At 67.1% G+C, this 23753-nt stretch carries 22 protein-coding genes; 10 read left to right on the top strand and 12 right to left on the bottom strand.

The window, feature by feature from the left end; all coding sequences use genetic code 11:
• Positions 1-2 precede the first annotated feature (2 nt).
• Positions 3-677: a GntR family transcriptional regulator gene (locus ACSFB7_RS17125; RefSeq protein WP_093238558.1), complete on the bottom strand. Its 675-nt coding sequence runs from the start codon at positions 675-677 to the stop codon at positions 3-5.
• A gap of 92 nt (positions 678-769) precedes the next feature.
• On the opposite strand from ACSFB7_RS17125, the gene uraH reads away from it, so the two are divergent.
• Positions 770-1120: a hydroxyisourate hydrolase gene (gene uraH, locus ACSFB7_RS17120; RefSeq protein WP_435472155.1), complete on the top strand. Its 351-nt coding sequence runs from the start codon at positions 770-772 to the stop codon at positions 1118-1120.
• A 5-nt stretch (positions 1121-1125) separates the two neighbouring features.
• On the opposite strand, the gene ACSFB7_RS17115 is transcribed toward uraH, so the two are convergent.
• The gene (locus ACSFB7_RS17115) at positions 1126-1623 is read right to left on the bottom strand and encodes a hypothetical protein (protein WP_435472153.1); all 498 of its coding nucleotides are present in this window, start codon (positions 1621-1623) and stop codon (positions 1126-1128) included.
• Positions 1624-1676: 53 nt separating this feature from the next.
• Here ACSFB7_RS17115 and xdhC point away from each other — a divergent pair, with 53 nt between their 5' ends.
• From xdhC to ACSFB7_RS17095, 4 genes are all read left to right on the top strand, one after another.
• The gene (gene xdhC, locus ACSFB7_RS17110) at positions 1677-2483 is read left to right on the top strand and encodes a xanthine dehydrogenase accessory protein XdhC (RefSeq protein ID WP_435472151.1); all 807 of its coding nucleotides are present in this window, start codon (positions 1677-1679) and stop codon (positions 2481-2483) included.
• Between the two features lie 214 nt (positions 2484-2697).
• Positions 2698-3906: a urate hydroxylase PuuD gene (locus ACSFB7_RS17105; protein ID WP_435472149.1), complete on the top strand. Its 1209-nt coding sequence runs from the start codon at positions 2698-2700 to the stop codon at positions 3904-3906.
• Positions 3907-3978: 72 nt separating this feature from the next.
• Positions 3979-5319 (top strand): glycerate kinase type-2 family protein, encoded by a 1341-nt coding sequence (locus ACSFB7_RS17100; protein ID WP_435472147.1) that lies wholly within the window; start codon positions 3979-3981, stop codon positions 5317-5319.
• A 179-nt stretch (positions 5320-5498) separates the two neighbouring features.
• Positions 5499-6941, top strand: coding sequence for an NAD-dependent succinate-semialdehyde dehydrogenase (locus tag ACSFB7_RS17095; RefSeq protein ID WP_435472145.1), 1443 nt, complete (start codon positions 5499-5501; stop codon positions 6939-6941).
• On the opposite strand, the gene ACSFB7_RS17090 is transcribed toward ACSFB7_RS17095, so the two are convergent.
• The 4 genes from ACSFB7_RS17090 to ACSFB7_RS17075 form a co-directional block, all read right to left on the bottom strand.
• Positions 6942-7658, bottom strand: coding sequence for an MgtC/SapB family protein (locus tag ACSFB7_RS17090; RefSeq protein ID WP_435472143.1), 717 nt, complete (start codon positions 7656-7658; stop codon positions 6942-6944).
• Positions 7659-7728: 70 nt separating this feature from the next.
• Complete coding sequence (mgtA, locus tag ACSFB7_RS17085) at positions 7729-10494, bottom strand: magnesium-translocating P-type ATPase (protein ID WP_435472141.1); 2766 nt, start codon at positions 10492-10494, stop codon at positions 7729-7731.
• Positions 10495-10692: 198 nt separating this feature from the next.
• Positions 10693-10887, bottom strand: a complete 195-nt coding sequence (locus tag ACSFB7_RS17080; protein WP_435472139.1) for a hypothetical protein — start codon at positions 10885-10887, stop codon at positions 10693-10695.
• Between the two features lie 364 nt (positions 10888-11251).
• Positions 11252-11815: a hypothetical protein gene (locus ACSFB7_RS17075; protein WP_435472137.1), complete on the bottom strand. Its 564-nt coding sequence runs from the start codon at positions 11813-11815 to the stop codon at positions 11252-11254.
• A gap of 80 nt (positions 11816-11895) precedes the next feature.
• On the opposite strand from ACSFB7_RS17075, the gene ACSFB7_RS17070 reads away from it, so the two are divergent.
• The gene (locus tag ACSFB7_RS17070) at positions 11896-12366 is read left to right on the top strand and encodes a low molecular weight protein-tyrosine-phosphatase (RefSeq protein ID WP_435472135.1); all 471 of its coding nucleotides are present in this window, start codon (positions 11896-11898) and stop codon (positions 12364-12366) included.
• 4 nt (positions 12367-12370) lie between these two features.
• Here ACSFB7_RS17070 and ACSFB7_RS17065 read toward each other — a convergent pair whose 3' ends face one another.
• Genes ACSFB7_RS17065 through ACSFB7_RS17040 form a run of 6 tightly spaced genes read right to left on the bottom strand, consistent with a single transcriptional unit; the run spans position 12371 to position 18044 of the window.
• The gene (locus ACSFB7_RS17065; protein WP_435472133.1) at positions 12371-12802 is read right to left on the bottom strand and encodes an acyl-CoA thioesterase; all 432 of its coding nucleotides are present in this window, start codon (positions 12800-12802) and stop codon (positions 12371-12373) included.
• On the bottom strand, positions 12802-14103 hold the full coding sequence (locus ACSFB7_RS17060) for a TRAP transporter large permease (RefSeq protein ID WP_435472131.1): 1302 nt from the start codon (positions 14101-14103) through the stop codon (positions 12802-12804). Before ACSFB7_RS17060 ends, ACSFB7_RS17065 begins: the two co-directional genes overlap by 1 nt.
• Complete coding sequence (locus ACSFB7_RS17055) at positions 14100-14624, bottom strand: TRAP transporter small permease (protein ID WP_435472129.1); 525 nt, start codon at positions 14622-14624, stop codon at positions 14100-14102. Before ACSFB7_RS17055 ends, ACSFB7_RS17060 begins: the two co-directional genes overlap by 4 nt.
• Positions 14625-14666: 42 nt before the next feature.
• Positions 14667-15743, bottom strand: a complete 1077-nt coding sequence (locus ACSFB7_RS17050) for a TRAP transporter substrate-binding protein (protein WP_435472127.1) — start codon at positions 15741-15743, stop codon at positions 14667-14669.
• A 48-nt stretch (positions 15744-15791) separates the two neighbouring features.
• Complete coding sequence (locus ACSFB7_RS17045; protein WP_435472125.1) at positions 15792-17030, bottom strand: alpha-hydroxy acid oxidase; 1239 nt, start codon at positions 17028-17030, stop codon at positions 15792-15794.
• A gap of 36 nt (positions 17031-17066) precedes the next feature.
• The gene (locus ACSFB7_RS17040; protein WP_435472123.1) at positions 17067-18044 is read right to left on the bottom strand and encodes a Bug family tripartite tricarboxylate transporter substrate binding protein; all 978 of its coding nucleotides are present in this window, start codon (positions 18042-18044) and stop codon (positions 17067-17069) included.
• 145 nt (positions 18045-18189) lie between these two features.
• Between ACSFB7_RS17040 and ACSFB7_RS17035 the strand changes: the two genes are divergently transcribed.
• The 4 genes from ACSFB7_RS17035 to xdhA all read left to right on the top strand — a co-directional run bounded on the left by ACSFB7_RS17035 (position 18190) and on the right by xdhA (position 23752).
• Complete coding sequence (locus ACSFB7_RS17035) at positions 18190-19104, top strand: LysR family transcriptional regulator (protein ID WP_435472121.1); 915 nt, start codon at positions 18190-18192, stop codon at positions 19102-19104.
• A gap of 64 nt (positions 19105-19168) precedes the next feature.
• Positions 19169-20422, top strand: a complete 1254-nt coding sequence (locus tag ACSFB7_RS17030; protein ID WP_435472119.1) for an Nramp family divalent metal transporter — start codon at positions 19169-19171, stop codon at positions 20420-20422.
• 39 nt (positions 20423-20461) lie between these two features.
• Positions 20462-21967 (top strand): O-linked N-acetylglucosamine transferase, SPINDLY family protein, encoded by a 1506-nt coding sequence (locus tag ACSFB7_RS17025; protein WP_435472117.1) that lies wholly within the window; start codon positions 20462-20464, stop codon positions 21965-21967.
• A 174-nt stretch (positions 21968-22141) separates the two neighbouring features.
• Positions 22142-23752 carry a xanthine dehydrogenase small subunit gene (gene xdhA, locus ACSFB7_RS17020; RefSeq protein ID WP_435472115.1) on the top strand — a complete coding sequence of 537 codons (1611 nt, stop codon included), beginning with the start codon at positions 22142-22144 and terminating at the stop codon, positions 23750-23752.
• Position 23753: the final 1 nt, after the last annotated feature.

Raw genomic sequence — 23753 nt, 5'->3', positions numbered from 1 at the left:
GTTCAGGCCAGGGCGAGCGAGATGTCGTTGGTGGGAACCTTGCGGTCGAAGGTGAGGTTGGCTTCGACGTGCTCCAGGTGTTCGGTCATGAGGCGCACGGCGCGCTCTTCGTCGCGAGCGGCCAGCGCCTTCACGATGTCGGCGTGCTCGTCGTTGGAGTGCTCGGCCGCGCTGGTGCTCTGGTACATCAGCGTGATGAGGGCGCAGCGCGAGATCAGCTCGCCAAGAATCTGCGCCAGCACCTGGTTGCCCATGAGTTCGGCCATGCGCACATGGAAGTCGCCGAGCAGCTCGGTGCGGCCCGAGATGTCTTCGCCCGACACGGCGGACTTTTCAAGCGCGACGTGCTCCTTCAGCGCCTTGATCTTGGCCGGCGTGACGGTGCGCACGAACTCGCGCGTCATCTCGGCTTCGAGCATGCGGCGCACCGCGAACACCTGCTTGGCCTCGTCGACGGCCGGCGCGGCCACGAAGGCGCCGCGCGCGGGTTCGAGCCGGATCAGCTTGTTCTGCGAGAGCTGGAACAGCGCCTGGCGCACGAGGGTGCGCGACACGCCGAAGTGGTCGGCCAGCTTCTGCTCGGCGAGTTTGGTGCCGGGTTGAAGCCGGTGCTCGACGATCGCTTTCGTGAGCGCGTCGACGATCGAACGGGTGGTGGAGGACTCCATGTTTTTCATGATAGACCCAAAGCCGTGAACTGTATACACTTTTGTCCACCGGAATATCCCGCACCCGTCGATCCGACTTTCGAACTTTCAAGGAGCGCCCCATGGGCTTGAGCACTCACGTACTGGACACGATGCATGGCGGCCCCGCCGCCGGCATGGAGGTGGCGCTGTTCACCACCGACGGCGACGCCGCAACGCTGGTCAAGCGCTTCACGCTGAATTCGGACGGCCGCAGCGACGGGCCGCTTTATGACAACAACTCGTTGAAGGCCGGCACCTACCGGCTGGTGTTCGACGTGGCGAGCTACTTCAAGGCGCGCGGCGTGAAACTGCCCGAGCCAAACTTCCTGAACAAGGTCTCGCTGGACTTCGGCGTGGCCCACACCGACCAGCACTACCACGTGCCCCTGCTCGTGAGCCCGTGGAGCTACTCCACCTACCGCGGGTCTTGATGTCGTCAGTCCCCTTGCTGCTGGCCTTCCGTCAGGGTGTCCAACTGGAAGCGCCCGCTCTCGTCCCACAGCCAGGTGTCGGTCCACGTGACGGCGCCCAGGCGGGTGGCGCGGGGGAAGGGCGAAGCCTGCAGCACCGCACGCTCGATTTCGGCGATGACTTCGGGCGCGTGCTTCGGCGCGCGCAGCCAGTTCATCGACAGCACCTTGCCGCCCGCGTCCAGGTTGACCTGCAGCGTGCCGACCGCGTAGAGCACGGGCGGCAGTTGCCCCTTGTAGATGCGCGAGCGGTTGATGTCGTAGATGTGGCGTGCCGCGTCGCGGCGGTAGTCGCGCGCGTTGGCCGCGCTCGATGCGCGCGGCGCGGGGCCGGAGCCCACGGCGCCCGAGGACCCGCTCAACTGGCCGGGAACCGCCCCGGGGCTGCCGCAGCCGGCGAGCCAGAGTGCGGAAAGAACGGATGCCACCAGGGCAAGGCGGCGCGGCGTAAGCTGACGATTCATCGCCGGGTTTATACCGTGAGTCTTCACCGGTCCGGCAACCGGAGGTATCGGCAATGAGCGGTGCGGTCGACCAGTTGCTGGCGCGTCTTCGTCATGAAGACGGGGTGCTGGTGCGCGTGGAGTCCACGCAGGGCTCGGCGCCGCGCGAGGCCGGCACCTGGATGGCGGTGTGGGCCGACGGGCTCACCGCCACCATCGGCGGCGGCCAGCTCGAGTTCCAGGCCACGCAGGAAGCGCGCGAACTGCTCGACGGAAAACGCGCCATCGACGGCATCCGGCGCTATCCGCTGGGCCCGAGCCTGGGGCAGTGCTGCGGCGGCGTGATGTTCCTGTCGTACCAGCGCATCACGGCGGCCGATGCCTCCGCGTTGCAGCGCGAACTGGTGGCGCAACTCGAGCCCGTCGCGTTGTTCGGCGGCGGCCATGTGGGCGCCGCGCTCGCGCGCCTGCTGGCCGGGCTGCCGTTTGCGGTTCGCTGGATTGACAGCCGCGACGGCGTCTTTCCTGACGAGTTGCCCGCGCAGATCGACACCGAACATTCCGAGCCCGTGCAGGACGCGGTGGCCGCGCTCGCGCCGGGCAGCCGCGTGCTCATCATGAGCTTCAGCCATGCCGAAGACTTCGACGTCGTCATCGCCTGCCTCAAGCGCCTGCGCGAGCGCAACGACCTGCCCTACATCGGGCTGATCGGCAGCAAGACGAAGTGGGCCACCTTCAGCCACCGGCTCGAAGCGCGCGGCTTCTCGGCCGAAGAACTGGCCCGCATCACCTGTCCGATCGGCGTGCCCGGCATCACCGGCAAGGAGCCCGAGGTGATCGCTGTCGCGGTGGCGGCACAGTTGTTGCAATCGCTGGGCTGAACAGGGTTTTCCCGGCGGCGGTGCCCCAAAAAAGCGTCCCGCCCCTTGCCAAAACTGTATACACTTTCGGTCGACAACAAGCCGCAGCGGAGCGAGGCCCATTCCATGGAGCCTGCGTTCGCGGCACTTTCTCTGCTTACAGCGCCCGCGGTGGTGAGCAGGCTGAAACCCCTTTGCTACGCCCCCACGCGTGCACAGGGTTGAGAGAGAGCACATGGAAAGCTATTACCTCGACTGGGCCAACCTGCTGCTGCGCTGGGTCCACGTCATCACCGCCATCGCCTGGATCGGCGCCTCCTTCTACTTCGTGATGCTGGACAACAGCCTGGAGAAGCCGCACGACCAGGAATCGCTCGACAAGGGCGTGGGCGGCGAGCAGTGGGCCGTGCACGGCGGCGGCTTCTACAACATGCAGAAGTACGCGCTGGCGCCCAAGAAGCTGCCGGACCACCTGCACTGGTCGTACTGGGAAAGCTATTCGACCTGGATCACCGGGTTCACGCTCTTCACCATGTCGTACCTGTGGAACGCGAGCACCTACCTCATCGACAAGTCGAAGATGGACTGGCAGCCCGGCGCAGCCATCGCCGTGGCGCTGGCGTTCTTCGTCGTGTTCTGGATGGTCTACGACGGCATCTGCCAGGTCTTCGGTCGTCGCAAGAACGGCGACACCATCGTCGGCGTGCTGATCGCGATCTTCATCGCCTTCGCGACATGGCTGGCCTGCCAGTGGTTCGCGGGCCGCGCGGCCTTCCTGCTGGTGGGCGCCATGATGGCCACCACCATGAGCGGCAACGTGTTCTTCTGGATCATCCCGGGGCAGCGCAAGAACGTGGCGGCACTGCGCGAAGGCAAGCCGGTGGACCCGGTGCACGGCCAGCGCGGCAAACAGCGCAGCGTGCACAACACCTACTTCACGCTGCCCGTTCTGTTCGCGATGCTGAGCAACCACTACAGCTTTACGTACACGCACCAGTACAACTGGATCGTGCTGCTGCTGATCATGCTCGGCGGTGCGGCCATTCGCCAGTTCTTCGTGGTGCGCCATCGCTTCAAGCTGGGCAATGCGGGCAACCCGCTGCCGTATGCGCTGGTCGGCATCGTGGTGCTGGGTCTGACCATCGTGTGGATGAAGCCCGCGCCGGTGGCGGCGCCGGTCGTTGCGGCCGCTGCTGCGCCTGCCGTGCCGTTCTCGGACGTGCAGAAGGTGCTGGAGCAACGCTGCTTCATGTGCCACGGCCCGGCCGTGCAGATGAAGAACGTGCGGGTCGATTCGCCCGAGCAGGTGGCCGCGCATGCACAGGCGATCTACCAACAGGTCGTGGTGACCAAGATCATGCCGATGAACAACGCGACCGGCATCACCGACGAAGAACGCGCATTGATCAGCCGCTGGTTCCAGGCCGGCGCAAAGACCAACTGACCACAGCAAACTGACCGGCGAAGGGCGGGTCATGGTCCGCAGCACAATCGCCGGATTGGAGACAACGCAGCAATGACCGCATCGAACCCGTCCTTCGGCCCCGCCCCCGATCCGCGCGAAGCCCCGCGCGCTTTTCTCGAACATCTCTACCGCGTGGCGGTGGACCGCGCATTGCCGCTGTCCACGCTGGGTGCGCATCTGCCAAAGCCGCCCAAGGGGCGCACACTGGTGCTCGGTGCCGGCAAGGCCGGCGGCTCGATGGTGCAGGCGCTCGAAGCCCTGTGGCCGGCCGACGCGCCGCTGTCGGGCCTTGTCGTCACGCGCTACGACCACATTCCGCCGCGCCCCGAAGGCCTGCCACAGCGCATCGAGATCGTCGAGGCCGCGCACCCGGTGCCTGACGCGGCTGGCCAGCAGGCGGCCGAACGCATCCTCGCGTTGACGCAGGGCCTCACCGCCGACGACCTCGTGCTGTGCCTGATCTCCGGCGGCGGCTCCTCGCTGCTGGTGCTGCCGGCCGAAGGCCTGACGCTGGCGGACAAGCAGCGCATCAACAAGGAACTGCTCGAAAGCGGTGCCGGCATCGGCGAGATGAACTGCGTGCGCAAGCACCTCTCGCGCATCAAGGGTGGCCGGCTCGCTGCAGCCTGTGCGCCGGCGCGCGTGGTGACGCTCACCATCAGCGACGTGCCGGGCGATGACGCAGCCGTCATCGCGAGCGGCCCCACGGTGCCCGACGTCACCACCTGCGCCGATGCGCTCGCCATCCTCGACCGCTACGGCATCGAAGTGCCCGCACCCGTGCGCGCGCAACTCGCCAGCGGCGCACTCGAAACGCCCAAGCCGGACGATGCCGTGTTCGCCGGCCACGAGGTTCACATGATCGCCACGCCGCAGCAGTCGCTCGAAGCCGCTGCCAAGGCCGCGCGCGAGGCGGGCATTGCCGTGCACATCCTCAGCGACGAAATGGAAGGCGAGTCGCGCGAAGTGGGCAAGGTGCACGCAGCCCTTGCGCGCGCCGTGGCGCACCGCGGCGAACCCTTCGCCCGGCCTTGCGTCATCCTGTCGGGCGGCGAAACCACCGTCACCATCCGACCCCGCCAGCCGGGCCAGGCCAAGGGGCGGGGCGGGCGGGCCGGCGAGTTCTGCATGGGGCTGGCCGGTGCGTTGATGGGTCAGCCGCAGGTCTGGGCGCTGGCCGCCGATACCGACGGCATCGACGGCGTGGAAGACAACGCCGGCGCCTTCGTCACCCCCGACACGCTGGCGCGCGCGGCGGCTGCGGGCAAGAAGCTGTCCGATCACCTCGACCGCAACGATGCCTACGGTTACTTCGACGCCATCGGTGACCTGTTCGTGACCGGTCCCACCAACACCAACGTCAACGACTTCCGCGCGCTGCTGGTGCTGTGAAGCGGCGAGGGAGAGGGCGGGGGCGGGTTTCCCAGTCTCGGCGAGGATTGTGAACTCGGGTTAATCTACGCGTCCGGCAGCCTGCTGCCGCCGTTGTTGCAAGCGCACCCCCGTGGTGCCGCGTCGCGCATCCAGATTTCCCCCTTTTCATCATCCAGTCCTCGAAGGAAAAGTTCGCCATGACCGCCACCTACACCGACACACGCCTGCTGATCGACAACGAATGGGTCGACGCCACCGGCGGCAAGACGCTGGACGTCGTGAACCCCGCCACCGGCAAAGCCATCGGCAAGGTGGCGCATGCCAGCATCGCCGACCTGGACCGCGCCCTGGCCGCCGCCCAACGCGGCTTCGACAAGTGGCGCAACACCCCCGCCAACGAGCGCGCCGCCATCATGCGCCGCGCCGCCGGCCTGATCCGCGAACGCGCCGGCGACATCGCCAAGCTGCTGACGCAAGAGCAAGGCAAGCCGCTGGCCGAAGCCAAGGGCGAAACCCTGGCTGCCGCCGACATCATCGAATGGTTCGCCGACGAAGGCCGCCGCGTGTATGGCCGCATCGTGCCCTCGCGCAACCTAGCCGCGCAGCAGCTCGTGCTGAAGGAGCCGCTGGGCCCCGTCGCCGCGTTCACGCCGTGGAACTTCCCGATCAACCAGATCGTGCGCAAGCTCGGCGCCGCGCTGGCCACCGGCTGCTCGTTCCTGGTGAAGGCCCCTGAAGAAACCCCGGCATCGCCCGCCGCGCTGCTGCAAGCTTTTGTTGACGCCGGCATTCCGCCCGGCACCGTGGGCCTGGTGTTCGGCAACCCTGCTGAAATCTCGAACTACCTGATCTCGCACCCGATCATCCGCAAGGTCACCTTCACCGGCTCCACCCCGGTCGGCAAGCAACTGGCCGCGCTGGCCGGCTCGCACATGAAGCGCGTCACGATGGAACTGGGCGGCCACGCCCCGGTGATCGTGGCCGAAGACGCCGACGTCGCGCTGGCCGTCAAGGCCGCCGGTGCCGCCAAGTTCCGCAATGCCGGCCAGGTCTGCATTTCGCCCACCCGCTTCCTGGTGCACAACAGCCTGCGCGAAGAGTTCGCCCGCACGCTGGTCAAGTACACCGAAGGCCTGAAGCTCGGCGACGGTCTGGCTGAAGGCACGACCATCGGCCCGCTGGCCAACGCACGCCGCCTCACGGCCATGGCCCACGTGCTGGAAGACGCCCGCAAGAAGGGCGCGACCGTTGCCACCGGTGGCGACCGCGTCGGTGACACCGGCAACTTCTTCGCTCCCACCGTGCTGACCGACGTGCCGCTGGACGCCGACGTGTTCAACAACGAACCCTTCGGCCCCATCGCCGCCATCCGTGGTTTCGACACGCTCGAAGAAGCGATTGCCGAAGCCAACCGCCTGCCGTTCGGCCTGGCCGGTTACGCCTTCACCAAGTCGATCAAGAGCGCGCACCTGCTGAGCCAGAAGCTCGAACTCGGCATGCTGTGGATCAACCAGCCCGCCACCCCGTCGCCGGAAATGCCTTTCGGCGGCGTGAAGGATTCGGGCTACGGTTCGGAAGGCGGCCCCGAGGCGCTCGAGGCTTACCTGAACACCAAGGCTGTGTCGATCCTCGGCGTTTAATTAATCTTCGGCGGAGGCGTTCCAGAAGGCCTGCTGCACGCCTTCGAGCGCTTCGAGTTCCGCAATCACCCGGTCGAGTTCCAGCGGCTCGACCGCGGTGGCGTACAGCGTCGCTTCGATCTCCGTGTCGGCCGGCCCGAAGGCGTGCTGGTCGACATCGCGCACCGGGTAGTTCGCGGCTTCCAGCAGCAGCAGCAACTGGTCCATCACATCGGGCCGTGCCGCGCGCGAGCAGATCACGCGCACGATGTAGGTCGCCTCGCTCGACTCCTCGCTGATCGGACGGCGGTTGATGCGATTGACCACCGGCCGCAGCAGCGTGTTGCTGGCCAGCACGAACAGCGCCGCGACCATCGCCTCGCCGATCAGGCCCGCGCCCGCGCATGCGCCGACCGCGCCCGAACCCCACAGCGTGGCCGCCGTGTTCAGGCCCGTGATGTTGGCGCCTTCCTTCATGATCGCGCCCGCGCCCAGGAAGCCGATGCCCGACACGACATAGGCCGTGACGTGCACGGCGCCTTCATGCCCGTTGAGGCGACTGGCCATGTTGACGAACACCGCGGCGCCGACCGCCACGAGCGTGTTGGTGCGCAGCCCCGCTGTGCGCTGGCGGATCTGGCGCTCCAGCCCGATCAGCGAGCCGAGCGCAAAGGCGACCGTCACGCTGATGAGCGTGTCGAGCAGCGAGACCAGATTGAAACTGTTGATGGCTTGCATTGTTGTTCTCCTCGATGCGATACAGGGTAGCCGGGCCGCGTGACAACACGGCGCCGGCCCCGCGCGTCATTCACTGCCATCCATAGCGCCGCGCGTACCAGCCCTTGACCGTCTGCGTCAGCACAGCGTAGCCCACCAGCATGGCCACCAGCCACGGGAAGTACATCAGCGGCAGCGCCTGCAGCTTGAAGTAGTGCGCCAGCGGGCCCATCGGCAGCCAGATGCCCACCGCGGCAATCGCGGCGCCCATGGCCAGCAGCGGCCACGCGGCGCGGCTTTGCAGGAAGGGGATCTTGCGCGTGCGGATCAGGTGCACGATCAGCGTCTGCGACAGCAGGCCCTCGATGAACCAGCCCGACTGGAACAGCGTCTGGTGGTCCACCGTGTTGGCGGCGAACACGAACCACATCACGGTGAAGGTCAGCAGGTCGAACACCGAACTCAGCGGACCGAAGAACACCATGAAGCGGCCCAGGTCGGCGGGGTTCCAGCGCTGCGGGCTCTTGAGGAATTCCTCGTCGACGTTGTCGAACGGAATCGCGATCTGCGACACGTCGTACAGCAGGTTCTGCACCAGCAGGTGCAGCGGCAGCATCGGCAGGAACGGAAGAAACGCGCTCGCCACCAGCACCGAGAACACATTGCCGAAGTTCGAGCTGGCCGTGAGCTTGATGTACTTGAGCATGTTGGCGAAGGTGCGGCGGCCCTCGATCACGCCTTGCTCCAGCACCATCAGGCTTTTTTCGAGAAGGATGATGTCGGCCGATTCCTTGGCCACGTCCACCGCGCTGTCCACAGAGATACCGATGTCGGCCGCGCGCAGCGCCGGCGCGTCGTTGATGCCGTCGCCCATGAAGCCGACCACGTGGCCGTTGGCATGCAGTGCATGCACGATGCGCTCCTTGTGCGCGGGCGTGAGCTTGGCGAACACCTGGTGCTGTTCGACCCGCACCCGCAGCTCGGCGTCGTCCATCTCTTCGATCTCGCGGCCAAGCACCATGCGGCCGGCCTCCAGCCCCACGTCGGCGCAGACCTTGCGCGTGACCAGTTCGTTGTCGCCGGTCAGCACCTTCACGGCCACGCCATGTTCGGCCAGGGCGCGCAGCGCGGGCGCGGTCGATTCCTTCGGTGGATCGAGAAAAGCCACGTAGCCCAGCAGAGTGAGCCCCGATTCGTCGGCCACGCCATAGGCCGGCTTCTGTGCGTCGAGCGCCAGCGCGCGGCTCGCCACGGCCACCACGCGCAGGCCCTGGGCATTGAGCTCCGACGCCACGCGGTGGATGCGCGCGAGCACGTCCGCGTCGAGCGCCAGCACTTCGGCACCGCGCTCGACCGAGGTGCACACCGACAGGATCTCTTCCAGCGCGCCCTTGCAGATCAGCAGGTGCTGGCTGCCGCCGTTGGCCACCACCACCGACATGCGGCGGCGCGAGAAGTCGAAGGGCACTTCGTCGATCTTGCGGTAGGCGGTCTGCAACCGTGTTTCGAGCTGCATCTCGGCATGGCTCAGCACGGCCTTGTCGAGCAGGTTCTTCAGGCCCGTCTGATGAAAGCTGTTGAGGTAGGCCAGCTGCAGCACGTGGTCCGAGGCCTCGCCCCAGGCGTTGGTGTGGCGTTCGAGCACGATGCGGTCCTGCGTGAGCGTGCCGGTCTTGTCGGTGCACAGCACGTCCATGGCGCCGAAGTTGTGGATGGCTTCGAGCCGCTTCACGATCACCTTCTGGCGCGACATCACGACCGCGCCCTTGGCCAGCGTGGCGGTCACGATCATCGGCAGCATCTCGGGCGTGAGGCCCACCGCGATCGACAGCGCGAACAGCGCCGCCTCCCACCAGTCGCCCTTGGCCACGCCGTTGATCACCAGCACCAGCGGCGCCATCACCAGCATGAAGCGGATCAGCACCCAGCTCACGCGGTTGATGCCGGCCTGGAACGCGCTGGTGCCGCGGTCGGTGGCCGTCACGCGCTGCGCGAGGGCGCCGAAGAAGGTGCGGTCGCCCGTGTGCACGATGAGCGCGGTGGCGGTGCCGCTGATCACGTTGGTGCCCATGAAGAGCAGGTTCTCGCGTTCGAGCACGCCGGCCGCATGCCCGTTGCGGTCGACAACGAACTTCTCGACCGGCATGGCTTCGCCCGTCAACGCGGACTGGCTGATGAACAGATCCTTGGCGGTGATCAGGCGGCAGTCGGCGGGGATCATGTCGCCGGCCGACAGCGCGATCACTTCGCCCGGCACCAGGTCGCGCATCGGCACCTCGACGCGCACCGTGCCGGCATGCGTGGTGTCGAAGCCCTCGTCGCCGGCCGCTCCCGCCTTGTAGCCTGGCGCGGGCCGCAGCACGGTGGAGGTGTTGCTCACCATCGCCTTGAGCCGCTCGGCGGCCTTGTTGGAGCGCGACTCCTGCAGGAAGCGCAGCACCGTCGACAGCACCACCATGCTGCCGATCACGAGCGTGGCCTTCATGTCCTCGGTGGCGTACGAGATGAGGGCGAGCACCGTCAACAGCAGGTTGAACGGATTGCGATAGCACTGCCACAGGTGCTGCCACCACGGCAGCGGCTGCTCGTGCCGTACCTCGTTGCTGCCCAGGCGCTTGCGCAGCACCTGCGCGTGGCCTTCGCTCAGGCCGCGCGGCGAGCTGTCGAGCTTGACGAGCATCTCGCCAGCGTCGGTGCGCGATGCCGTGGCCAGGGCCTTCGCGATGTCGGGCGGCATGCTGATGGAGCCGGTGCCGACGGGCTTGGAGCCCAGCAGCGTCTGCCAGCGCTCGAAGTGATGCAGCATGTGGCGGCTGCGCAGGAAGCTCTCGAAAAAGGACTTCAGGACGTTTTTCATTTTTCTCTCCTTCACGGCGGCGCAGGCCGCGAAGGAAAGAAGCCCACGCGTCAATCAGGCGTGGAAGTCTCTCCGCAGCACGGCGCGCTGCACTCTTGCAATCAATCGGAACGGCTGGGGCGCGCGAAGGCGCCAATGAGAGGCGGGGTCCATGAGTGCCTCCTTTCCTGTGTGCGGTGTCGGTGCCTGCGGCGCGCTTCAGCGTTGCGCTGCGCGCGCGGGCAGGTCGAGCAGCGTCAGGAAGCTGCGGATGCGGCGTGTGGTCCAGAGCGCGGCGGCCTGGTCCAGCGTGCCGTCGATTTCGGGCGTGGCTGTGCGGGCAGGCGCGTGCGCCGACGGGCGCACCTGCGGCTGCTGCAACGGCTGCGGCTGACGAAGTTGAAACTGACGCATGGCAAGGCTCCTTCGCAGTGAAGGGCCTCGTGCATGGGCGCACGCAAGCTGACTGAAAAAGTCAGTGACGAGAACGACGGGGATCGGGAGGGGAGAACCGCTTGCCTGAAGGCAAGAGGGTCACGCTGCGTGCACGGCGGCCACAGCGCGGGGAGCCTGCGCTAAAGGGCCTGGAGTGTCACGCCTGCCGAGGCACGCGTCTTGTCACTGATCCAACTGGCACTGTCCACGCACGGGGCTCCGAAATAAAGATTCCGAATTGTTGCACCGCGGCATATGGAGCGTCAACCCTTGGGATGAAGTTCTGTGATGCAAAAAAGGTCTTGTCGCCTCTGTGTTGCGATTCGATGGTGGCCGTGGCGCATCAGGGCGACTGAGGCTTGCGCAAACGCTGGACTGCTTCTGCTTCCTTGGCTGCTTCCTGGCGCCTGAACTCCGCGCCCGAAAGGAACTCGAGCCCGCAAACCGCCACTTTCGTTGAGCAGATCAACTTGATGTCTGCCTCTGCTTTTGCCCACCGGGCGTAGCTGCCGAACGGGTAGCGGCCCGAATCGCTCGGTCCGCCGAATCGACGTTCGACTGATGACCTGACCACTGACTCGTCGCCGATCGGCATCCCGCGGACCTTCACGTTCTCCAGGATCCCTGCCGAGGTGATCGTGAGCTTGGCTTCGCCGCGCCCGACCCAGTCGGGCGACTTGTCCTCTGGCAGCAAGGCACGTCCGGTTTGTTTCTTGTCCTTGCCGATAGAGGGACGATCGAGCCAGCACACCGTGTTGGCCGCCTTGAGGTTCGGTGCACATGCCTTGACTGCATATGGCATCTTGGCCCCAAGCGGAAGGCCGAAGATCTGGAACTGCTCCTGTGCCGCCGCTGTACTGGCTAGGCCTGCGAGTGCCAGAAGCGCGATGTGTCCTGCGATCTTCATCTTTGAAATCACTCTTTGCTTGCTGTGGATACGTGGGCGATTATGTGGTTCGGTAGGCACTCGGCATGAGAATGCCGGCCATGAAGAAACATGCGGTCTTGTTCATCTGCACCGGCAATATTTGCCGCTCCCCCACGGCCCATGTGCTGCTCATGCACAAGGCCCGAGCGGCGGGTCTCGAGGTCGAAGTCGACAGCGCCGCCATCTCCGACGAGGAGCGCGGCAACCCGCCCGACCCACGCTCGGTGGCCGAGGCCAGGCGCCGCGGCATCGTGATGCATGCGCACCGCGCGCGACAGGTGCGAAAGGCTGACTTCGAGCGCTTCGATCTGATCGTCGGCATGACCGCCCAGCATTGCGCCGCCTTGCGCAGGCTCGCACCTGCGGGAACGGAGGGAAAGGTCCATCTGTTCACCGAGTTCGCGGAAGGCGTCGAAGGCGATGTGCCCGACCCCTGGTATGGCGGCCAGAAGGACTTCATCGAAGTCTTCGACCTGATCGACCATGGCGTCGATGGCCTGCTCGCGAAACTGCAGGCCGAGGCGCGCTGAAGGCCTACTCGCAAAGCGCCCGAATCGAAGCCGGAATCGCCACCGCCCGAATCCCCCCGCCTTCGCGCTTCGCCCCGAAGATCCGCACCTCTTCGCATTCGAGGATCAGGTCTTCCCCGCGCGTCACGCGGTAGGTCTGCACGAAGCTCTTGTCGCGCCATTCGGTGATGCGCACTGCAATCCGCAGCGTGTCGCCGTAGCTGGCGGCCTTCACGAAGCGGGTGTGGGTGTCGACCAGCGGCGTGCCGATCACGCCGAGCGTCTCGGTCGTTTCTTCCCAGCGCGGCACGCCGCACTCGGCAAAGAAGTGCCGCGAGGCCGCGTCGATCCAGCGGAAGAAATTGGGAAACCAGACGATGCCGGCGGGGTCGCAATCGCCGAACTCGACGCGCGCGGTGTAGACGACTTCCTTGATGTTGCTGCTGCTGTTGCTCATCAGCCCATTCTCGTCGGCAGCCACAGCGCAATGATCGGGAACGCGATCAGGATGACCAGCCGCACGATGTCCGTCACGATGAACGGCAGCACGCCCTTGAAGATGGTGGTGAAGCTCACGTCCTTCACCACGCTCTTGATGACGAAGACATTCATGCCCACCGGTGGATGGATCAGCCCCAGTTCCACCGTCATCACGATGATCACACCGAACCAGATGGGGTCGAAGCCCAGGTGCACGATCACCGGATAGATGATGGGCACGGTCAGGATGATCATGGCCATCGCATCCATCAGGCAGCCGAGCACCAGGTACATCAGCATGATGAGCGCGAGCACGCCATAGCGGCCGATGCCCAGGCCGGTGAGGAACTCGGTCAGCTTCTGCGGGCTCTGCGTGATGGTGAGGAAATAGCCGAACAGCAGTGCACCGATCAGCACGGTGAACACCGCCGCCGCGGTGCGCGTGGCCGACAGCAGCGCCTCGCGGATCTTCGGGCCGTCGAGCTTGCGCCGCACCAGCCCGAGGATGAAGGCGCCGCTCGCGCCCACGCCGCCCGCCTCGGTCGGTGTGAAGAAGCCGCCGTAGAGGCCGCCGATCACGAAGATGAAAAGCACCAGCGGCGCCCACACGTTCTTCAGGTCCTTGAAGCGCTCCGACCACGGCTTGACCTCGCCGCCGGGCAGCCAGTCGGGCCGCAGCTTCACGATGATCGCGATGGTCATCACGTACATCGCCATCGCCAAAATGCCGGGCACGATGCCGGCCATGAAGAGCTTGCCGATGTCCTGCTGCGTGAGGATGGCGTAGACCGCGAGCACGGTCGACGGCGGCAATATCGCGCCGAGCGTGCCGCCCGCCGCGATCACGCCGGTCGAGAACGACTGCGGGTAGTTGAAGCGCCGCATCTCCGGGTACGCCACCGCCGAGAAGGTGGCGGCCGTGGCCACCGACGATCCGCAGATCGCCGCGAAGCCGCCGCAAGCCACCACGGTGGCCACGCCGAGCCCGCCGCGCAAGTGGCCGATCATCGAGTTGGCCGCCTTGAAAAGCTCGCGGCTCACGCCCGACACCGACACCAGCGCACCCATCAGCATGAACATCGGGATCACGCCGAAGGTGTAGTCGGTCACGGTGCGCATCGATGTCTGGCCGACCAGCTTCAGCGCGGGCCCGGGGCCCACGAGGTAGCTGTAGCCGGTCACGCCCACGAGTCCCATCGCCATGCCGACCGGCACGCGCAACAACATCAACACGAACAGGGCGACGAAGCCCAGGACTGCAACTGCATCGGGGCTCATTCGTCCGCCTTCTGTTCAGGGTGAGCTTCTTCGAGCTGCTCGGGATGGAAGATGAGCCGGTAGGTGCGAATGGCGATCAGCAGCACGGCGCACACGTCGCCGGCCCAGGCCACGGCGTAGAACGGCCAGGTCGGAATGTTCAGGTCGTAGGTCTGCACGTTGTCGACGTAGGTGCCGCGCACCTTGTCGAACAGCATCGCGGTCTGCACCGCGACCACGACCAGCAGCACCAGCGTGGCGAACACGTCGATGACGCGCTTCATGCGCGGGCCCGCGGCCGTCCACACGAGGTCGACCGTGATGTGGCCGCCGCGGTAGCTGGTGGCCGCGATGCCCCAGAAGATCAGGATGCCCAGCAGCATGCGACCGAAGTCGTAGGCGTCGGGAATCGAGGTGTCGAAGAACTTGCGCAGCACGACGGCCACGAAGATGTTGAGCGCGACGATGCCCACGAAGATGGCGGCGAGCCATTCGATCGTGTTGATCGCGCGGTCCATGTAGCTGGCGGACCGTGTAGCCATGTGTCTTCCTTTTCAGGCCGATGCCCCGAAGGGGGCGATCGATCAAAGTGCCGACTTGTACTTCGCGAGGCTGCCCTTGAGCGCGTCCATCACGGCCTTCGGGTCTTCGCCGACCTTCTTCACGCTCTCGGCCCATTGCGCCTCTGACGGCGCTGCCGCCTTGCGCCATGCATCGAGCTGCTCCGGCGTGAGCTTGTAGATCTCGTGGCCCTGCAGCGCGGCCATCTTGGCGTGGCCCGCGAATTCGAAGTCGGCCCATGGCCCGGCCACCTTCTGTGCCCACTCGCTGGTGCAGTGGTCGTCGATCACTTTTTTCTGCGCGGTGGACATGGCGTCGTACTTGCCCTTGTTCATCACCCACACGAAGGGCGTGACGTACAGCGGCACGTCCATGTGGTACTTGACCACCTTGTCGATGCCGAACAGGCCGATCGAACCCCAGGGGAAGGTGATCGCGTCGGCCACGCCGCGCTCCAGCATGTCGCGCGATTCGGGCGCCGAGGCCTGCACGTTGGTGCCGCCCAGTGAGGTGATGAGCTGGCCCACCGTGCTGGTGGCCGGCCGCACCTTCAGGCCCTTGACGTCGGTGGGCACCACGATCTTCTTGCGCGAGTGGAAGGTGCCGGGGTCGTGCACGAACGCGAAGCAGTACTTCACGTCCTTCATTTCCTTGGCAGCATAGTTGCGATACCAGGCGTCGATGGCGGCCGAGCCTTCCTTGCCGTTGGCGAAGAGGAAGGGCAGCGAAGCGCCGGCCATGATGGGGAAGCGGCCCGGCTGGTAGCCCGGGTTCACGTACGAGAAGTCGGCGATGCCGTCGCGGGCCATGTCGTAGTGGTCGAAGGCCTTGCCGAGCTGTTCCGACGGAAAAAGGATCGCGGTGATGGTGCCGTTCGATGCCTTCTTGATGTCGTCCGCCCAGGCCTGCAGGGCAGGGTTGAGCGGATGCTGCGCCGGCACCCAGCTCGACAGCTTGAGTTGCACGGGCTTGTCCTGTGCCTGCACGGCGGGCGTGCCCGCGACGAGCGCGGCGCAGGCCGCGAGCAGCGCGAGGGGCGAGGCGCGCAAGGCACGCGATGGGCGCGTGCCACGGGGGCGGGGTTGGTGAGTGCTTGGCATGTGTCTCTTTCTTCGTGATGTTGTTGTGAGTCGTTGCGGTCGGTCAGCCTAGGCAGTCGCGCGGGCCGGGTAAATGGAGGCTTTCCCGTGCGGGGTTTCCTTGATTCGTTGTGCGGCGCCGTCCTGTTCGGCGAGTGCGCGCGGCGCGGGCCGGTCGACATGGCGCGGCCCGAGTTCATGCACGCGCGTGGCACCCAGCAAGGTCATCGTGCGTTCGGTTTCCTCGGCCAGAAGCTGCAATACCGACAGCGCGCCTTGCTCGCCATCGCAGGCCAGGCCATACACCGGCGCACGGCCGACAAGGGTTGCGTGCGCACCGAGCGCCAGTGCCTTCACGATGTCGCTGCCGCGCCGGATGCCCCCATCCATGAGGACGGGGATGCGTCCCCCGACGGCATCCACAATGGCCGGCAGTGCCGCGATGCTGGCCGGCGCCGCATCGAGCTGGCGTCCGCCGTGGTTCGAGACCACGATGCCGTCGGCGCCGTGGCGCACCGCACGGCGTGCGTCTTCCGCACCCAGCAGGCCCTTGATGAGCAACGGCCCGTCCCAGAGCTTGCGCAGCCAGGTCAGGCTCTCCCAGGTGAGCGTGCGGTCCATCGCGCGCGAGAGCAATGCGGCCTGGGTCTGCGCGGACACCGGCGCGCCGTCGTCGTCGGGCAGCAGGTTCGCAAACTGGGGCATGCCGCCGCGCGCCAGCCGCAGCAGCCATGCGGGATGCCGCGCCATGTCGAACAGCGTGCCGGGCCGAAGCTGCATCGGCACGCGAAAGCCGTGGCGCAGATCGCGCTCGCGCAGCCCGCTGACCGGCACATCGACCGTGAGCACCAGCGCCTCGAAGCGGGCGGCGCGCGCGCGGCGCACGATGCGTTCGGCAATCGCGCGTTCGCCCATCACGTAGAGCTGCATCCACAGCGTGGCGTCGGGCGCGGCGGCGCGCACGTCCTCGATGCGCGTGTTCGATGCGGTCGAGAGAATGAAGGGAACGCGCGCGGCCTGCGCGGCACTGGCCAGCAGGGCATCGGCACCTGGCCGTACGAGGCCGGCCAGTCCGATCGGCGCCACGGCGAAAGGCGCGCGCCAGCGGCGGCCGAAGAGTTCGATGCCGATGTCCATGGCGCTGGTGTCGCGCAGGCATTCCGGAATCAGCGGCAGGCTTTCCAGCGCGTCGCGGTTGCGCTGCAGGCATCGTTCGTCCTCCGCGCCGCCATCGACGTAGTCGAACACAAGGCGCGGCAGCACCCGGCGCGCGCGGCGCCGGTAGTCGTCCACATTGAGAAGGGCCATCGGTGCTTCCGTGCCGGGCGGCAATCGATCGATCAATCAGTCCGCGACGATCTTGCGTTCGCGGATGAGCGCGCCGAAGCGCTGCGAATCGGCGGCCGCGCGTTGCTGGAAGGCGGCCGGCGAGCCGGGCTGCGCCTCGCCGCCGAGCGACGCGATGCGCTCCTGCACCGCAGGCAGCGCGAGCGTGCGGTTGATCTGCGCATTGAGCTGCGCCACCACATCCGCCGGCGTGCCCGCCGGCGCATAGAAGCCGAACACGGTGTCCGCGTCGAAGCCGCGCAGGCCCGCTTCGTCGAGCGTCGGCACATCGGGGAAAAGCGGTGAGCGGCGCGGGCTGCCCACGGCCAGCAGCCGCAGCTTGCCTGCGCGCACCTGCGTCAGGGCGATGCCGGGGTCGAAGGCGTAGTCGATCTGGCCCGCGAGCAGGTCTTGCAAGGCGGGCGCCGCGCCGCGGTAGGGCACATGCAATGCAAAAAGATTGGCCTGGCTCTTGAACATTTCACCCGCGAGGTGTGGCGAACTGCCGTTGCCCGGCGAGCCGTACGACAGCTTGCCCGGGTTGGTCTTCACATAGGAGATGAACTCCTTCACGTTCGCCGGCGGCAGCGAGGGCTTGGTGACCAGGAACACCAGCACGCGCGCGGCGGCGGCCACCGGCACGAGGTCTTTGGCCGGGTCGAAGCTCATGCGCGAATACAGATGCGGGTTCACCGACACCATGCCGCCCGAACTCATGAGCAGGGTGTAGCCATCGGCCGGCGCACGCGCCACGGCTTCGCCACCGATGTTGCCGTTGGCACCGGCGCGGTTCTCGATCACCACGGGTTGCTTCAACGATTCCTGCAGCGGCTGCGAGATGGCCCGCGCGATCTGGTCGGCCGCGCCGCCGGCCGGGAAATTGACGATCACCCGGATCGGCTTGGCCGGCCAGGTGTTGGCGTGCGCGGGGCTCAGCAGGGCGACGGCGGCCATCAACAGCAGGCATCGTTGCCAGGGAAAAGCGGGGCGGAGCATTTTTGTTTCCTCAAGTCGTTGTCTCACTTTGGTGGGCAAGGCCGCACGCCCGGCTGCAGCAGGCCCTGGGTCATGTTTTTTGGGGGAGTGCCGCAGTTTGGTCGCCGCGCCGCCATACTTCAATAAGATAAAAAGGCTATCCAATATGAACTCAGTGCATATCGACACGGTGGACCTGAACCTGCTTCGGCTCTTCGACGCGGTCTACCGGACCCGCAACGTGAGCCGCGCGGCCGAGGCCCTGGGCCTGACGCAGCCGGCAGCCAGCCATGGCCTGACGCGGCTGCGGCTGTTGCTGGGCGACGCGCTCTTCACGCGTTCGCCCGGCGGCGTGGCGCCCACGCCGCGGGCGGAGCGGCTGGCGGTGTCGGTGCAGTCGGCGCTGACGTTGCTGCAGCAGGCGCTGGCCGAGCCCGAGCGCTTCGACCCTGCTGCCTCGCGCAAGCTGTTCCGCATCCACATGAGCGACATCGGCGAAGGCCGCTTTTTGCCGGCGCTGATGGCGCGGCTGCGCGAGCTGTCGCCGGGCGTGCGGGTCGAGACCATGCCGCTGGCCGTCGGCGACATTGCGAACGGGCTGGACAGCGGCCGGGTCGACTTCGCCTTCGGCTTCCTGCCCAAGGTGAAGGACACCCAGCGCGCCCAGTTGCTCAAAGACCGCTACATCGTGCTGCTGCGCAAAGACCACCCTTTCGTGAAGCGCCGCCGCAGCGGGCAGGCGCTGCTCGACGCCTTGCAGGAGCTGGACTACGTGGCCGTGCGCACGCATGCCGAGACCCTGCGCATCCTGCAGTTGCTGAACCTCGAAGACCGCCTGCGCCTGACGACCGAGCACTTCATGGTGCTGCCGGCCATCGTGCGCGCCACCGACCTGGCGGTGGTGATGCCGCGCAACATCGCGCGCGGCTTTGCCGAGGAGGGCCACTACGCCATCGTCGAGCCGCCGTTTCCGCTGCGCGACTTCACCGTGTCGCTGCACTGGAGCAAACGCTTCGAGGCCGATCCGGGCAACCGCTGGCTGCGGCAGGTGATCGTGGCGTTGTTCTCCGAAAAGGGCTGACCCACGTTTTTTGACACGCGGGATTCATGTGGCGGTCAGTCTCGGCATGCAACCATCGGCCGACATGAAGAAACGCATCCCCTCCTTTTTGCGTCACGTCGGCCCCGGCGTGGTGACCGGCGCGGCCGACGACGACCCGTCGGGCATTGCCACCTACACCCAGGCCGGCGCCCAGTTCGGCACCGGCCTGCTCTGGACCGTGTTCCTGTCGCTGCCCTTCATGGTGGCGATCCAGCTGGTGTCGGCGCGCATCGGGCGCGTCACGGGCAAGGGCGTGGCGGCCAACCTGCGCGAGCACATGCCGCGCGGCTTTCTCGTCGCGCTGGTGGCGCTGCTGGTGGTGGCCAACACCATCAACATCGCGGCCGACATCGCCGCCATGGGCGAGGCGCTGCAGCTCGTGGTGGGCGGCGGGGCGCACTTCCATTCGCTGATCTTCGGGGTGGTCACGGTGCTGCTGCAGGTGTTCGTGCCGTACCGCAAGCTGGCCCACATCCTCAAGTGGCTCACGCTCACGCTGTTTGCCTACGTGGCGGCGGTGTTCGTGGTGCAGGTCGAATGGAGCCGGGTGCTGCACGACCTGGTCGTGCCCAAGCTGCAATGGAGCAGCGACTACTGGATGATGCTGGTGGCGCTGCTGGGCACCACGATTTCTCCCTACCTGTTCTTCTGGCAGGCCTCGCAGGAAGTCGAGGAACTGCGGCTCAAGGGCGGCCGGCGCGGCACCGACAAGCAGGTGCGGCACGACCTGCGGCGGGTGCGGCTGGACACCTGGGTGGGCATGACCTTCTCGAACCTGATCGCGTTCTTCGTGATGGTGGTGGGCGCGTCGGTGCTGTTCACGGCGGGCGTGCACGACGTGACCTCGGCGGCGCAGGCGGCCGAGGCGCTGCGTCCGCTGGCGGGCGACTTCGCTTTCTGGCTGTTTGCCGGCGGGATCATCGCGACGGGCTTGCTGGCGGTCCCCGTGCTGGCTTCTTCCGCCGCCTACGCCGTGGCCGAGGCCTTCGGATGGGAAGAAGGCCTGGAGCGGCACTGGCGCGAGGCCAAGGAGTTCTACGGAATCATCGCCGTCGCCACGCTGGTCGGCACCGCGCTGGACTTCACGCCCATCGATCCCATGAAGGCGCTGTACTGGAGCGCCGTCATCAACGGGGTGGTCGCGGTGCCGATCATGGCGGCCATGATGATCCTGGTGACGCGCGAGAAGGTCATGGGCGTGTTCACCTCCGGCCGGCGCACCCGCTGGCTCGGCTGGGGCGGTACGGCGCTCATGGGTTTTGCCGCCCTGATGATGGGCTGGGACCTTGTGCGCTGAAGGCCCGGGCCGCACCGGGCGATTCATAGAATCGAAGCGATGCCGCACGACGCCCCCGCTCCCTTCGACCTGACCACCGCCGGCGCCGAACTGGCCCGGTTGCGCGAGCGGAACGATCTGGCGGGCGCATGGCGGCTCAGCCGGGCCTGGCACGATGCGCAGCCCTATGACTTCGAGGCCGCCTGGAACGCGCTGCACGACAGCACCCACCTGTGCGACTGGACGCGCCACGAATTCCTGCAGACGGTGGTGGCCGAGAGCCTGGCGCACCAGCCCGAAGCCAGGCTGGTCGGCGAACTGGCCCTGGCCACCCCGCGCATCACCCCGGCACTGCAGCTCGAAAGCGCGCAGCGCCACGCGCGCTGGCTCATGAGCCAGCACCCGGTGGCGCCGCCGCTGGTGCCGCCGGGGCATCGCTACCCGGACCACCGGCGCCTGCGCATCGGCTACATCGGCCGCGATTTCTGCTTCCAGGCCACCAGCTACCTGATGGCGGGCGTGCTGGAGCAGCATGACCGCGAGCGCTTCGAACTGGTCTGCTTCGACTTCTCGCCCGACGATGCCGACCTGCCCGGCATGGCCGACGAGGTCCGTGCGGAACGCCGGTCCTTTCGCATGCGGCTGGAGCGCTGCTTCGACCGCATCGTGAGCCTGCACGGGCTGGATGCGGCCGAATCGGCGCGGCGCATCCGCGAAGCGGAGATCGACATCGCGGTCTACACCAGCCGGCCCGTCGACGACGCCTTCGCCATGCTGGCCTTGCGGCCCGCGCCGGTCCAGGTGGCCTACCTCTACTACCCCGGAACCACCGGCGCGCCGTTCATCGACTGCCTGGTGGCCGACCCCGTGGTCGTTCCGCCCGGGTCGGAGCGCTTCTACAGCGAACGCATCCTGCGCATGCCGCACGCCTACCAGCCGCACGACCACCGCCGCGTCGAGCCGTCCGCCCTGACGCGGGCCGATTTCAACGTGCCGCCCGATGCGCTGGTGCTGGCCAATTTCAACCAGTCCTACAAGATCACGCCGGAGGTCTTTGCGCTGTGGTGCAGCCTGCTGCGCGAGCGCCCCGACGCCGTGCTGTGGCTGCTGGGGGAGTCGCCCGAGGTGCAGGAAAACCTGCGCGCCCAGGCGGTGCTGCAGGGCGTGGCCGCAAATCGCATCGGCTTCGGCAAAAGCATCGCCATGCGGGCCCATCTCGGGCGCCTGCGCCACTGCGTCGACCTCGTGCTCGACACCTTCCCCTATGGCGGCCACACGCTGACCAGCGACGCGCTCTGGGCCGGCACGCCGGTGCTCACGCGCATGGGCGACACCTTCGCCTCGCGCGTGGCGGGCAGCCTGCTGCAGGCCGTGGGCCTGCCCGAGCTGGTCACGCACAGCGCCGCCGACTACCTGGCCCGCGCGCGGGCCCTGTGCGCCGACGCCCCGCGGCGGCAGGCCCTGCGCGATCATCTGGCCCGGGCGCGCGGCGCCAGCCCCCTGTTCGACACGGCGCGCTATGCGCGCGACCTGGAAGCGGCCTACCTTCGCATCGCCCCCACCTGAACGGGCCGCCGCCCCCTCTGGCCCGGGAATTGCACGGCTCGCGCAAGGGTTTCCCCGTACGTGCCATACCAGCCCCTACATACGCAATATGGCCCCGTCGGTATGCGCAGGCCGCCGCAAGCCGCTAACGTCCATGACTGGCCCACAAAGGGCCACCCCACGAGCCTGAAAAGCATGAGCACCGAGAGCAGCAGTAGCAACAGCAAGATCCAACCCGTCCGCTTTTTCCATCGCGGAAAGATCGTCGACGTCAGTGGCGTCCATCCGACGCGCTCGGTCCTCGACTGGCTGCGCGAGGACGCGCACTGCACCGGCACCAAGGAAGGCTGCAACGAAGGCGACTGCGGCGCCTGCACCGTCGTCATCGGCGAGCTGGCCACCGATGCCAACGCGCCGGGCGCCATCGGCGGCCTGAACCTGCAGACGGTCAATGCCTGCATCCAGTTCTTGCCGACGCTGCACGGCAAGGCGCTGTTCACGGTCGAAGACCTCAAGACCCAGTGCGCCAAGGCCGACAAGAAACCGCACGCCGTGCACACGCTGCACCCGGTCCAGCAGGCGATGGTCGACTGCCACGGTTCCCAGTGCGGCTTCTGCACGCCGGGCTTCGTGATGTCGCTGTGGTCCAGCTACGAACATCACCAGGCCGAGGGCACCCAGCCCACGCGCCAGCAACTGGCCGACGAACTGTCGGGCAACCTGTGCCGCTGCACCGGCTACCGGCCGATCCTCGATGCCGGCCAGCGCATGTTCGACCTGCCTTCGGTGCGCCTCGACACGCAGCCCGTGGTGGCGGCGCTCACCGCGCTGCAGAACGACGGTCTGGACTACGCCGCGCCGCTGGGCGCCCGCATGGACCACTTCCACGCCCCCAAGACCCTCACCCAGCTCGCCGCGCTGCGCGAACAGAAGCCGCGCGCCCAGTTGCTGGCCGGCTCGACCGACGTCGGCCTCTGGGTCAACAAGCAGTTCCGCGACCTGGGCGACATCATCTATGTGGGCGACGTGGCCGAAATGAAGACCATCGAGATCCGCCCTGACGCCGAAGGCGGCGAGCTTTACATCGGCGCCGGCGCCTCGCTCGAATCCGCCTTTGCCGCGCTCGTGGCGCGCGTGCCCAACCTGTCCGACGTGTGGCTGCGTTTTGCCTCGCCGCCGATCCGGCATGCCGGCACCATGGGCGGCAACGTGGCCAACGGTTCGCCCATCGGCGATTCGCCGCCGGTGCTGATGTCGCTCGACGCCCAGATCGAACTGCGCCGCGGTGACGCCGTGCGCCGCATGCCGCTGCCCGACTTCTACATCGACTACATGAAGAACCAGCTGCAGCCGGGTGAGTTCGTGCAGGGGCTGGCGATTCCGCTGGCCGCCATGCGCCGCCAGGTTCGCGCCTACAAGATCAGCAAGCGCTTCGACTGCGACATCTCGGCGCTGTGCGCGGGCTTTGCCATCGAGCTGGAAGAAGGCAGCGACACCGTCAAGGCCGTGCGCCTGGCCTTCGGCGGCATGGCCGCCACCGTCAAGCGTGCCGCGAATGCCGAAGCGGCATTGGTCGGCAAGCCGTGGAACCAGGCCAGCGTGAGCACCGCCAAGCTGGCGCTTGCACAGGACTTCAAGCCGCTGTCGGACATGCGTGCCTCGGCCGACTATCGGCTGCAGGTGGCGCAGAACCTGATCCAGCGCCTCTGGCTCGAAACCCGCACCGAAGATGCCTTGTCCATCGAGGAAACCAGCGTCTGGAGCGTGATGCCCCATGCGCCCAAGACAGCGGCCGAAGGAGTCTGAC

The organism is Variovorax raffinosi, from assembly GCF_051216615.1.
Classification (GTDB): Bacteria; Pseudomonadota; Gammaproteobacteria; order Burkholderiales; family Burkholderiaceae_C; genus Variovorax.
This window is presented reverse-complemented; position numbering and strand designations above follow the sequence as displayed.